Annotated in this window: 17 protein-coding genes; all 17 read right to left on the bottom strand. The window is 65.6% G+C overall.

Translation table 11 applies throughout. The features are described from left to right. Nucleotides 1-139: 139 nt before the first annotated feature. The 17 genes from truA to rplF all read right to left on the bottom strand — a co-directional run bounded on the left by truA (nucleotide 140) and on the right by rplF (nucleotide 11,480). Nucleotides 140-934: a tRNA pseudouridine(38-40) synthase TruA gene (gene truA, locus SK803_RS44690; protein ID WP_319972336.1), complete on the bottom strand. Its 795-nt coding sequence runs from the start codon at nucleotides 932-934 to the stop codon at nucleotides 140-142. Nucleotides 935-993: 59 nt separating this feature from the next. Further along, nucleotides 994-1,557, bottom strand: coding sequence for a 50S ribosomal protein L17 (gene rplQ, locus SK803_RS44685; RefSeq protein WP_319972335.1), 564 nt, complete (start codon nucleotides 1,555-1,557; stop codon nucleotides 994-996). Between the two features lie 51 nt (nucleotides 1,558-1,608). Next, nucleotides 1,609-2,667 (bottom strand): DNA-directed RNA polymerase subunit alpha, encoded by a 1,059-nt coding sequence (locus SK803_RS44680; RefSeq protein WP_319972334.1) that lies wholly within the window; start codon nucleotides 2,665-2,667, stop codon nucleotides 1,609-1,611. Nucleotides 2,668-2,818: 151 nt separating this feature from the next. Next, on the bottom strand, nucleotides 2,819-3,424 hold the full coding sequence (gene rpsD, locus SK803_RS44675) for a 30S ribosomal protein S4 (protein WP_319972333.1): 606 nt from the start codon (nucleotides 3,422-3,424) through the stop codon (nucleotides 2,819-2,821). 23 nt (nucleotides 3,425-3,447) lie between these two features. Beyond that, the gene (gene rpsK / locus SK803_RS44670) at nucleotides 3,448-3,855 is read right to left on the bottom strand and encodes a 30S ribosomal protein S11 (protein ID WP_015105236.1); all 408 of its coding nucleotides are present in this window, start codon (nucleotides 3,853-3,855) and stop codon (nucleotides 3,448-3,450) included. Between the two features lie 37 nt (nucleotides 3,856-3,892). Then, entirely contained in the window at nucleotides 3,893-4,273 is a 381-nt protein-coding gene (gene rpsM, locus SK803_RS44665; protein WP_045309821.1) for a 30S ribosomal protein S13, read from the bottom strand. A 220-nt stretch (nucleotides 4,274-4,493) separates the two neighbouring features. Next, complete coding sequence (rpmJ, locus tag SK803_RS44660) at nucleotides 4,494-4,607, bottom strand: 50S ribosomal protein L36 (protein WP_010148647.1); 114 nt, start codon at nucleotides 4,605-4,607, stop codon at nucleotides 4,494-4,496. A gap of 25 nt (nucleotides 4,608-4,632) precedes the next feature. Then, a complete protein-coding gene (gene infA, locus SK803_RS44655) occupies nucleotides 4,633-4,854 on the bottom strand; it encodes a translation initiation factor IF-1 (protein WP_005166804.1) in 222 nt (73 codons plus the stop codon). A gap of 122 nt (nucleotides 4,855-4,976) precedes the next feature. Continuing rightward, the gene (locus tag SK803_RS44650; RefSeq protein WP_319972332.1) at nucleotides 4,977-5,651 is read right to left on the bottom strand and encodes a hypothetical protein; all 675 of its coding nucleotides are present in this window, start codon (nucleotides 5,649-5,651) and stop codon (nucleotides 4,977-4,979) included. 128 nt (nucleotides 5,652-5,779) lie between these two features. Continuing rightward, the gene (gene map / locus SK803_RS44645) at nucleotides 5,780-6,556 is read right to left on the bottom strand and encodes a type I methionyl aminopeptidase (protein ID WP_319972331.1); all 777 of its coding nucleotides are present in this window, start codon (nucleotides 6,554-6,556) and stop codon (nucleotides 5,780-5,782) included. A gap of 62 nt (nucleotides 6,557-6,618) precedes the next feature. Further along, nucleotides 6,619-7,179, bottom strand: a complete 561-nt coding sequence (locus tag SK803_RS44640) for an adenylate kinase (protein ID WP_319972330.1) — start codon at nucleotides 7,177-7,179, stop codon at nucleotides 6,619-6,621. Continuing rightward, nucleotides 7,180-8,490, bottom strand: coding sequence for a preprotein translocase subunit SecY (secY, locus tag SK803_RS44635; protein WP_319972329.1), 1,311 nt, complete (start codon nucleotides 8,488-8,490; stop codon nucleotides 7,180-7,182). 776 nt (nucleotides 8,491-9,266) lie between these two features. After that, entirely contained in the window at nucleotides 9,267-9,710 is a 444-nt protein-coding gene (gene rplO, locus SK803_RS44630; protein WP_086669037.1) for a 50S ribosomal protein L15, read from the bottom strand. Further along, on the bottom strand, nucleotides 9,707-9,892 hold the full coding sequence (rpmD, locus tag SK803_RS44625) for a 50S ribosomal protein L30 (protein ID WP_053733139.1): 186 nt from the start codon (nucleotides 9,890-9,892) through the stop codon (nucleotides 9,707-9,709). The genes rplO and rpmD overlap by 4 nt, the downstream gene beginning before the upstream one ends. Nucleotides 9,893-9,894: 2 nt before the next feature. Then, the gene (gene rpsE / locus SK803_RS44620; RefSeq protein WP_030473451.1) at nucleotides 9,895-10,503 is read right to left on the bottom strand and encodes a 30S ribosomal protein S5; all 609 of its coding nucleotides are present in this window, start codon (nucleotides 10,501-10,503) and stop codon (nucleotides 9,895-9,897) included. A gap of 34 nt (nucleotides 10,504-10,537) precedes the next feature. Continuing rightward, nucleotides 10,538-10,939: a 50S ribosomal protein L18 gene (gene rplR, locus SK803_RS44615; protein ID WP_319972328.1), complete on the bottom strand. Its 402-nt coding sequence runs from the start codon at nucleotides 10,937-10,939 to the stop codon at nucleotides 10,538-10,540. A gap of 1 nt (nucleotide 10,940) precedes the next feature. After that, nucleotides 10,941-11,480, bottom strand: a complete 540-nt coding sequence (gene rplF, locus SK803_RS44610) for a 50S ribosomal protein L6 (RefSeq protein ID WP_319972327.1) — start codon at nucleotides 11,478-11,480, stop codon at nucleotides 10,941-10,943. Nucleotides 11,481-11,487: the final 7 nt, after the last annotated feature.

The following is an 11,487-nucleotide window of genomic DNA, read 5'->3' as shown; positions in this document are numbered from 1 at the left end:
ACGCAACAGGCGTGCCATCAACCCGCGTGTGGCGTGGGGCTGGTCTTTGATCAGATTGGCGGGGTCCGGGGCGGAGCCCCGAAATCCCTAAAACGCAACCCACCCCAGGCAACGCAACCACAAGCCACCCACAGGCCAATCAGGAAGACAACGTCCGAACCCGCCGAGTCGCCTCAGCCCGAGCCCCCAGCTCCCCATCCCCAGGAAAATCCACCCGAACCAAACACAACCCATGAGCCGGAGCCACGGCCACCCCACTGGCCCGCCCCGTCAACGCCAACAACGACGAAGGCCACCCAACAGGCTTCCGCCCCTCCCCAACAGCCAGCAACGCCCCGATCAGCGACCGAACCATCGAGTGGCAGAACGCATCCGCCGACACGAACGCCGTGATCACCCCATCCACCGAAGACCGCACCAGCTTAAGCCGCTGCAACTCCCGGATGGTCGTAGCCCCGTCCCGCCGCTTGCAAAAAGCACAAAAATCGTGCTCCCCCAACAACAACTCAGCAGCAACGTTCATCGCCGAAACGTCCAGAGGACGCGGCCAAGCAAGAGTGTCCAACCGCCGCAACGGATGCGCCCCAGAATCAGCATCCGTAACCCGGTACTCGTAGTGCCGCCGCAACGCAGAAAACCGAGCATCAAAGGCGACAGGCACAACACGCGCAGAAAACACCCGTACATCCGTGGGCAACGCCCGGGCCAGCCGACGAGGCAGCCCTGCGACATCCACAGTGGACGGCAAATCGACGTGAGCGACCTGCCCGGAGGCGTGCACACCGGCATCGGTCCGCCCAGCCACCGTCAGCACGACGTCCTCGCGCAACACCATCGACAAGGTGTCCTCGAGAACGCCACAAACAGTCCGCCGTGAGGGCTGCCGAGCCCACCCGGAGAACTCGGTCCCGTCATACCCCAGGTCCAACCGCACACGAACGAGCCCGCCGCCCCCGGAACCGGGAACGACGGGCTCGTCAGCAGACGTACTGCTCAGGACTTGTCCTTGTCAGACGCCTCAGCAGCCTCGTCCTTGGCCTCTTCGGCCTCAACGGCCTCAGCGGTCGGCTCGCCGTCAACCTCGACAGCGTCCTCGGCCTTGGTCTCGTCAGCCTCGACGACCGGAGCCTCAGCGGCAGCCGGCTTCTCGTCCTTGGCGAACTTGGTCTTGCGCGCAGCCTCGGCCTCCGTGGAGACGAGCTTCTGCTGCACCAGCTCGATGATGGCCATGGGGGCGTTGTCGCCCTTGCGCGCCAGCGTCTTGGTGATGCGGGTGTAGCCACCGGAACGGTCGCTGAAGAACGGACCGATCTCGGCGATCAGCTTGTGCACGACGTCCTTGTCGCGGATCACCTTCATGATCTCGCGACGGTTGTGCAGGTCGCCGGCCTTGGCCTTGGAGATGATCTTCTCGGCGTACGGACGCAGCCGCTTCGCCTTGGCCTCAGTGGTCTTGATCCGGCCGTGCTGGAACAGCGCCGTCGCCAGGTTGGCGAGCAGCAGCCGCTCGTGCGCCGGAGACCCACCGAGCCGGGGGCCCTTGGTAGGGGTGGGCATCGCTTGCTCCTGTAGTTACTAAAAGAGATCCTCTAGCTCTGAATCAGAGCGTCAGAGCTGCTCGGTCTCCGCGTAGTCCTGACCGTCGTCGTGAGGGTCCAGACCGCTGCCTGCACCCCAACCGGCGTCGCCGGAGTGGTAGTCGGCGGCGGCGGCGGACGGGTCGAACCCAGGAGGCGAGTCCTTGAGCGCGAGGCCGAGGCCGACGAGCTTCATCTTGACCTCGTCGATCGACTTCGCACCGAAGTTGCGGATGTCCAGCAGGTCCGCCTCGCTGCGCGACACGAGCTCGCCGACGGTGTGGATGCCTTCCCGCTTCAAGCAGTTGTAGGAACGGACCGTGAGGTCCAGATCCTCAATAGGCATCGCGAACGCGGCGATGGTGTCAGCCTCGGCCGGCGACGGGCCGATCTCGATGCCCTCGGCGTCGATGTTCAGCTCGCGAGCGAGGCCGAACAGCTCAACCAGGGTCTTACCCGCGGAGGCAACCGCGTCCCTCGGAGTGATCGAGGGCTTGGTCTCCACGTCGAGGATCAGCTTGTCGAAGTCCGTGCGCTGCTCGACACGCGTTGCCTCGACCTTGTACGTCACCTTGAGAACCGGCGAGTAGATCGAGTCAACGGGAATGCGGCCGATCTCGGCACCAGCCTGCTTGTTCTGGACGGCCGGAACGTAGCCGCGACCGCGCTCGACGACGAGCTCGATCTCCAGCTTGCCCTTGCCGTTCAGGGTCGCGATGTGCAGGTCGGGGTTGTGCACGGTGACACCGGCCGGAGGCACGATGTCGCCCGCGGTCACCACACCGGGGCCCTGCTTGCGCAGGTACATGGTCACCGGCTCGTCCTCTTCGGACGAGACGACGAGCTCCTTGAGGTTCAGGATGACGTCGGTGACGTCCTCCTTCACCCCGGGAACCGTGGTGAACTCGTGCAGCACGCCGTCGATGCGGATGCTCGTGACAGCAGCACCGGGGATCGACGAGAGCAGCGTGCGGCGGATCGAGTTGCCGAGCGTGTAACCGAAGCCCGGCTCCAGCGGTTCGATGACGAACCGGGAACGGGTCTCGGAGACCGCTTCCTCGCCGAGCGAGGGGCGCTGGGAAATCAGCACTGGGTTCTTCCTTCCTACAACGACGCCCGCTATTTGACGCCGTCAACAACAGCCAGCCACGAGGACCGGCAAACGCACTCGGCACACCCTTCGCGCCGATGCGGGACCCGACCCGAGCGACTGTCCACAAGGGACAGCCGCTCGGAGAGGATCACTTCGAGTAGAGCTCGACGATGAGCTGCTCGGTGACAGGCGTGTCGATCTGCGCGCGCTCGGGCAGCTGGTGCACGAGGATGCGCAGGTTCGAGGAGACGACCTGCAGCCAAGCGGGAATCGGGCGGTCACCGAAGGACGCGCGCGCAGCCTCGAAGGGCAGCGTCGGCATGGACTTCGGCTTCACGTCGATGATGTCGAACTTCGACACCTGGTAGCTCGGGATGTTCACCTTGTGGCCGTTGACCAGGAAGTGACCGTGAGCAACCAGCTGACGAGCCTGGCGACGCGTGCGGGCGAGGCCCGCGCGGTACACCACGTTGTCGAGGCGAGCCTCGAGGATCTGGAGCAGGTTCTCGCCGGTCTTGCCGGGGCGACGAACCGCTTCCTTGTAGTAGCGGACGAACTGCTTCTCGAGGACGCCGTAGGTGTAGCGAGCCTTCTGCTTCTCCTGGAGCTGCAGCAGGTACTCGGACTCCTTGACCCGGCCACGGCCGTGCTGGCCGGGCGGGTACGGACGGCGCTCGAACGCCTGGTCCCCACCAACGAGGTCGACCTTCAGGCGGCGCGAGATACGCGTCGCAGGTCCCGTGTAACGAGCCATTAGTTCTTACTCCTCCCCGTGCCTCAGACCCGGCGCCGCTTGGGCGGGCGGCAGCCGTTGTGGGGCTGCGGGGTCACGTCCTGGATGGTGCCGACCTCGAGACCGGCGGCCTGCAGCGAACGGATCGCGGTCTCACGGCCGGAGCCGGGTCCCTTGACGAACACGTCCACCTTGCGCATGCCGTGCTCGGCAGCCTTGCGGGCGGCGTTCTCGGCAGCCATCTGCGCCGCGAACGGCGTCGACTTGCGCGAGCCCTTGAAGCCCACGTGGCCTGCGGACGCCCAGCTGATCACGTTGCCCAGCGGGTCCGTGATGGACACGATGGTGTTGTTGAACGTGCTCTTGATGTGCGCCTGGCCGTGCGAGACGTTCTTCTTTTCCTTGCGCCGGACTTTCTTGACCCCGGCGCCCGTGCGGGACTTGGGTGGCAAAACGAACTCCTAAGTTGAGGACAACAGACCCGAGGTCTTACTTCTTGCCGGCCTTCTTCTTGCCGGCCACGGTCTTCTTCGGACCCTTGCGGGTACGGGCGTTCGTCTTGGTGCGCTGTCCGCGAACGGGCAGGCCACGACGGTGCCGAAGACCTTCGTAGCAACCGATCTCCATCTTGCGACGGATGTCGGCCGCGACCTCACGGCGAAGGTCACCCTCGACCTTGTAGTTCGTCTCGATGTGGTCCCGCAGCTTGGCGAGGTCGTCGTCCGTCAGATCCTTCACCCGGAGGTCCGGGGAGATCTCCGTGGCGGCGAGCAGCTCCTTGGAGCGCGTACGACCGATGCCGAAGATGTAGGTGAGCGCGATCTCCATCCGCTTTTCGCGGGGGAGGTCGACGCCAGCGAGTCGTGCCATGTGGCGGTTAACTCCTGTCGATTACTTCCAGGTCTGCTCCTCGTCCAGTTCCGGTGACTGACTCGCTGTGTGTCGTTCCGGCTGCTCTCACAGCCGGTGTCCCGGCCCCGGCCTGGAATCCGGGGGTGTCCGCACGCTGGTAGCCCTGCGTGCGGCAGGTACGAGGAGGCTTCTCGTTACTGCGTCATCGAAGATCTCGACGGGCGCGTGGTGGAGCTGCTCAGCCCTGGCGCTGCTTGTGGCGCAGGTTCTCGCAGATCACCATGACCCGGCCGTGACGGCGGATCACCTTGCACTTGTCGCAGATCTTCTTGACGCTCGGCTGAACCTTCACGCCTGAGATCTCCTGCTATTGGAGGTCACTTGTAGCGGTAGACGATGCGCCCGCGGGACAGGTCGTAGGGCGAGAGCTCCACGACAACCCGGTCCTCAGGGAGGATGCGGATGTAGTGCTGTCGCATCTTGCCGCTGATGTGCGCGAGCACCTTGTGACCGTTCTCCAACTCGACCCTGAACATCGCGTTGGGGAGCGGCTCGACTACGCGGCCCTCGACCTCAATGGCCCCGTCCTTCTTGCCCATGTCCTCCGCGTTTCGTGACGGTGGTAATAACCTTTGGACGCGCGCCAGCCCGGTTCGATCTCACCTGCGAGGGCATGACTGAACCGGCGCGACGGATGCGCCACCTGACAAGTGTACGCAGTTCACTCCGTCAACCCAAATCGGGTCCGATCTGGCCCGCTGTCGGGCTGCGCGGCCCGCTCCAGCACCGGCCGGAGCTTCGCGATGCTGTTGATCTCCGACTCGTGCGTGCCCAGCACCGATCTGAGGACGCGCAGCCGCTGCGCCGCGATCCTGGTGCCGTACCCGGTCTCGTCAGAACACCTCTGAGCTGCGTTGTTGAGCGCGCGGTCGCCTGACCCGACGCCGTAGCTCTCCGGACTCGGGTCCCCCGGCCCGCGCTGGGTGAACCCGACGCGGTCGAGGCAGTTCAGCAGTGTCGCGCCGGTGGACCGCGTCTCCGCGGCTTCCGGACCCGACTGGAGCCGAACCTCCCACTCGCGGACGATCGTGTCGTGCAGTGCCGTGATGCGGCTCACGGCGTCGATGTACTCCCAGGGCACGGCTGCCCGCGTTCGACCCCCGCAGCCACCGTCGACCGGAGGCGGCGGGCTGACGAAGTTGGGACGGTGGACGTTGAGGTCGGAGAACGGCGGTTCGCACTGTTCGACCGCCGCGATGGTGTCGGCCAGGAAGAGCTGATCGGCGATTCTCGTCGCCGGCACGTCCTGGTAGGTGAAGTCGGTGGCCGGCTTAGAGGCAGCACAGCCCGTGGTGGAGATCAGAAGCGCGGACAGGACGAAACGGGTTACCCCCACAATGCCCCCAAGCATTGGACTCGTTCGTCACCTCGACCGTATCGGCCGTGACAAACGAAATAGCCCCGTTCACCGCAGGGCGAACGGGGCTATGTCCAGAAAACGTTGGGGCGCAGTGCTTTTGAGGCTCAGTCTTCCTCGGGTGCGGTGAGCACCCATGGACCGTCCTCGGTGATCGCGACGCTGTGCTCCCAGTGCGCGGCACGGGTGCCGTCGAGCGTGATGACGGTCCAGCCGTCCTCCAGCTCCTGGGAGTCGTCCGTGCCGAGCGTCAGCATCGGCTCGATCGCGATGGCCATGCCGACCTTGAGCTTCGGCCCCTTGCCGGGCTTGCCGTAGTTCGGCAGGAACGGGTCCATGTGCATCTTGGACCCGATGCCGTGGCCGCCGTAGTCCGCGACGATCCCGTACTCGATGCCGTCGCGCTCGCCCGACTCGATGGCCGAGGACTCGATGGCGAACGAGATGTCCGTGAGCCGCCCGCCGGGCACAGCGGCCTCGATGCCCGCGAGCATCGACAGCCGGGTCGCCTCGGACAGCCTGTGGTCCGCGGGCGACAGCTCGCCGACGCCGACGGTGACCGCCGAGTCGCCGTGCCAGTCGTCGAGGATCGCACCGCAGTCGATCGAGATCAGGTCGCCCTCGGCCAGCACCTGCTTGCGGCTGGGAATCCCGTGGACGATCTGCTCGTTCACCGACGCGCAGATGCTCGCCGGGAAACCGTGGTAGCCCTTGAACGACGGGATGGCGCCGGCGTCCCTGATGGTCTGCTCGGCGATCTCGTCGAGGTCCCAAGTGGACACACCGGGCTTGACCGCGTCCACCACGTTCTTGAGGGCGCGCGCGACGACCAGGCCGGAGGCGCGCATCGCCTCCAGCTGGCCGCGGGTCTTGATCTCGATCATGCGTTCACTGCCTGAAGTACCTGAAACGACAGCGCGAAGCCGGTTGAGCAGTCCACCAACACTCACTTCTCAGCGCGCAGCGAGTGCAGCGCGGCGAGGGCACGCTCACTGATCTCGTCGATCTCGCCGACCGCGTCGATGGAGATGACCTTGTCCGCGTAGTGGTCGAGCAGCGGCGCGGTCTCCGTGCGGTAGACCTGCTGCCGGTGCCGGATGACCTCTTCCTTGTCATCCGTGCGCCCGCGCGCCAGCAACCGCTCGACCACGACGTCCTCGTCGACCCGGAACTCGAGCACGGCGTCGAGGTCGTGCCCCGCCGCCGCCAGCATCTCGCCGAGCACCTTGGCCTGCGCGGTGTTGCGGGGGAACCCGTCGAGCAGGAACCCGTGGTCCGCGTCCGAGTCGGCCAAGCGCTTGCGCACCATCTCGTTCGTGATGGAGTCAGGCACCAGCGCGCCCTCGTCGAGAATGCTCTGCACCTCGAGCCCGAGCTCGGTCTGGTTGCTGATGTGTGACCGGAAGAGGTCGCCCGTCGAGATGTGCGGCACGCCGAGCTTGCGGCTCAACACTTCAGCCTGAGTGCCCTTGCCCGCACCCGGCGGGCCAACGAGAACGAGTCGCATCTAGCGGAGGAACCCTTCGTAATTGCGCTGCATGAGCTGGCTCTCGATCTGCTTCACGGTGTCGAGACCGACACCGACCATGATCAGAACCGCGGTGCCGCCGAACGGGAAGTTCTGGTTCTGGCCGTCACCGGTCAGGTCCAGGAACAGGTTCGGCAGGATCGCCACGATGCCGAGGTAGAGCGAACCGGGAAGCGTGATGCGACCCAGCACGAACTTGAGGTACTCGGCGGTCGGGCGACCAGGACGGATGCCGGGGATGAAGCCACCGAACTTCTTCATCTCGTCAGCACGCTCGTCCGGGTTGAACGTGATGCCGACGTAGAAGTACGTGAAGAAGACGATCAGCAGGAAGTACGACGCGATGTGCACCCAGCTCGACTGCTTGACCAGGTACGTCTGGACGAACGTCGAGAACCAGTTCGGCTCCGTGGAGGAACCCTGGGTGAGCCGCACGACCAGGTCCGGCAGGTAGAGCAGCGACGAGGCGAAGATGACCGGGATGACGCCGGCCTGGTTCACCTTGAGAGGAAGGTACGTCGACGTGCCGCCGTACATGCGACGGCCGATCATGCGCTTGGCGTACTGCACCGGGATGCGACGCTGGGCCTGCTCGACGTAGATGACGCTCGCGATGATGACGAGAGCGGCGACGCACACGAGGGTGAAGGTGACGGCGCTCTTGTCGAGGATGTTCTTGCCCTCGGCCGGAATGCGGGCGGCGATACCGGTGAAGATCAGCAACGACATGCCGTTGCCGATGCCCTTCTCGGTGATCAGCTCACCCAGCCACATGATGACCGAGGTACCGGCGGTCATGGTGATGACCAGCACGATGAGGGTGAAGATGCTGTCCTTGTTCGGGATCACATCCTGGTCGCACTCACCGAACAGCTGCCCACGCACCGCCAGGGCCACGAGACCGGTCGACTGCAGGATCGCCAGCCCGATGGTCAGGTACCGCGTGTACTGGGTCAGCTTGCCCTGACCAGCCTGCCCTTCCTTCTTCAACTGCTCGAACCGCGGGATGACCACGGTCAGCAGCTGAATGATGATGCTCGCGGTGATGTACGGCATGATGCCCAGCGCGAACACCGACAAGTTGAGCAGTGCACCACCGCTGAACAGGTTGATCAGCGAGTAGATGTTCTGACCTTCAAGCTGTTCAGCACACGCCCGCACGTTCTTGAAGGACACGCCCGGCGCGGGCATGGTCGCTCCAAGCCGGTACACAATGATGATCCCGAGCGTGAACAGGATCTTCTTGCGTAGATCCGGCGTCGCGAGAGCCGAGCGGAATGCGCCGAGCACGCGAACCTCCTGAGCGTTGCCGACCCCCAGGGACCGGCACATGCGGTAGTTGGCAGGCCGAGGTAGGTAGCCACGACCAAGCAACCCGGAGGACATCCGGGTTCAGCCCGCGACTCTAACAGTCCTCAACGACCCCACCGTACCCAGTGGCCAATCACAGGTTAGAACCGGTTGATCACTCACCACACCACTGGGCCATCCGGTCGAATCACGCCCCCGAATCCGTGCTACGAGCAGCGATTACGCCGAGCGCGAACGTTTGCACCCACCCCGAAGTTCCCGCAGAAATACCCGCGAAGCGAACCCACGCCGATGCCGCAGGCGAACCCGCGCCGATGCCGCAGGCGAGGCGACCCAAAGGCGAAGCCGAGGCGCTCTTGGCTTGAAACAGCGCTCCGGGTGGGGTCCCGTCACGAGTCGTGCCTCAGCACTTGCTGCACCTGAGGAGGGGTGTCAAACGGACACGCCTTTCGTCCGTTTGACACCCCTCCTCAGGTGTGGCTCGCTCTGGCTCGACTTGGGACGGGACCCCACCCGGACCGCACCACCTACGCAACGCCACTCCGCCCAAAGCAACAGGCGTGCCATCAACCCACGCACGGCGGAGGACTCCCCAGATCAGATTGGCGGGGGCTGGGGGCAGCGCCCCAGGGGGAAGCACTCAAGGTGACCCGCCAACGCAACGGAACCACCTACGGACCCCGCGCGACCCAAGAAACGCCAAAGGGCCCCGAGGCGAAGCCTCAGGGCCCTTCAGACAGATCTGACGCGAGACGTCAGGACGCCACGGTGGAAGACCCACCAGCAGCAGCCAACTTCTCCACAGCGGTCTTGGAGAACTTGTCAGCCGTGACATCCAGCTTGACGCTGACATCGCCGTCGCCGAGCACCTTGACGAGCGAGCCCTTGCGGACCAGCCCGGCCAGCACCAGCGCGGGAACGTCCACCGAGCCGCCCTCCGGGAAGGAGGCAGCGATGGCGGAGACGTTCACGACCTGGTACTCGGTGCGGAACGGGTTCTTGAAGCCCTTGAGCTTCGGGAGCCGCATGTGCAGCGGCATCTGGCCACCTTCGAAGCGCGGCGAGACGTTCTTGCGAGCGCCCGTGCCCTTCGTACCGCGGCCGGCGGTCTTGCCCTTGGAGCCTTCACCACGACCAACGCGGGTCTTGGCGGTCTTGGCGCCGGGGGCGGGACGCAGGTCGTGAATCTTGATGGTCACGACTGGACCTCCTCAACACTCACCAGGTGGCGCACGGCGTGGATCAGGCCGAGAACCTGGGGGGTGTCCTCACGCACGACCGACTGACGGATCTTGCGCAGCCCGAGGGTGCGCATCGACTCGCGGTGGTTGTGCTTGGTACCGATGGTGCTCCGGACCTGGGTGATCTTCAGCTGAGCCATGATCACACCCCCTGGCCCGCGCGAGCGCGGATCATGCCGGCGGGAGCCACGTCCTCGAGGGGCAGGCCACGACGGGCCGCGACCTCTTCGGGACGCTGCAGGCCCTTGAGGGCCGCCACGGTCGCGTGCACGATGTTGATCGCGTTGTCGGAGCCGAGCGACTTCGACAGCACGTCGTGCACGCCGGCGCACTCGAGGACGGCGCGGACAGCGCCACCCGCGATGACACCGGTACCGGCCGAGGCCGGACGCAGCAGAACCACACCAGCGGCCTTCTCACCCTGGACCGGGTGGGGGATGGTGCCGGCGATGCGAGGCACGCGGAAGAAGTTCTTCTTCGCTTCCTCGACACCCTTGGCGATGGCCGCGGGAACTTCCTTGGCCTTGCCGTAACCGACGCCGACCATGCCGTCGCCGTCACCCACCACGACGAGCGCGGTGAAGCTGAAGCGACGACCACCCTTGACCACCTTGGAGACGCGGTTGATCGCAACCACGCGCTCGAGGTGGGGGGTCTTCTCCTGGGCCGCGCCGCCGCGGCCGCCGTCACGACGGTCGCGGCGCTCTCCGCGCTCGCCCCCGCCGCCTTCGCGACGCGTACGTCCTGGCATCAGGCGTCCCTCTCAATTCCGGTGATGATCATTGTCAGAACTCCAGCCCCGCCTCGCGAGCGGCGTCAGCCAGAGCAGCGATCCGGCCGTGGTACGCGTTGCCACCGCGGTCGAACACGACCGCCGTGATACCGGCGTCCTTGGCGCGGGCCGCGGCCAGCTGGCCGACCTTGGCCGCACGGGCCTTCTTGTCGCCGTCCAGGGCACGGACGTCGGCCTCCATGGAGGAAGCGGACGCGATCGTGTGGCCCTTGAGGTCGTCGATCACCTGAACGGTGATGTGCTTCGACGACCGGTGCACGACCAGGCGCGGACGCTCGGCGGTTCCGTTGACCTTCTTGCGGAGGCGGAAGTGGCGACGGGCCTTCGCAACACGACGCCTGGTGGAGATGTCCTTGCCCACCGGCTTGCGCTTCGTAACAGTCGACTCGCTCATGTCACTTACCCGTCTTTCCGACCTTGCGGCGGATCTTCTCGCCCGAGTACCGCACACCCTTGCCCTTGTACGGGTCGGGCTTGCGCAGCTTGCGGATGTTGGCGGCAACCTCACCGACCAGCTGCTTGTCGATACCGGAGACGGAGAACCGGGTCGGGGTCTCCACCGCGAAGGTGATGCCCGCGGGGGCCTCGACCTTGACGGGGTGGGAGTAACCGAGCGCGAACTCGAGCTCAGAGCCCTTGAGCGCGACGCGGTAACCGACGCCGTGGATCTCCATCTTCTTTTCGTAACCCTGGGTCACCCCGACGACCATGTTGTGCACGAGCGTGCGCGACAGGCCGTGGAGCGCGCGGTTGCGGCGCTCGTCGTTCGGGCGCTTGACCTCGAGAGTGCCGTCGTCGGCCTTCTCCACGATGATCGGCTCAGCGAGCGTGAGCGTCAGGAGGCCCTTGGGGCCCTTGACGCTGACGTCCTGGCCGGCGATGTTCACGTCGACCCCGGAGGGGACAATGATCGGCTGCTTACCGATGCGCGACATGTCTACT

This window comes from Lentzea miocenica (genome assembly GCF_033949945.1).
GTDB lineage: Bacteria > Actinomycetota > Actinomycetes > Mycobacteriales > Pseudonocardiaceae > Lentzea > Lentzea miocenica.
Note: the sequence above shows the minus strand (reverse complement) of the source record. Positions and strands in the feature narration are given on the sequence as shown.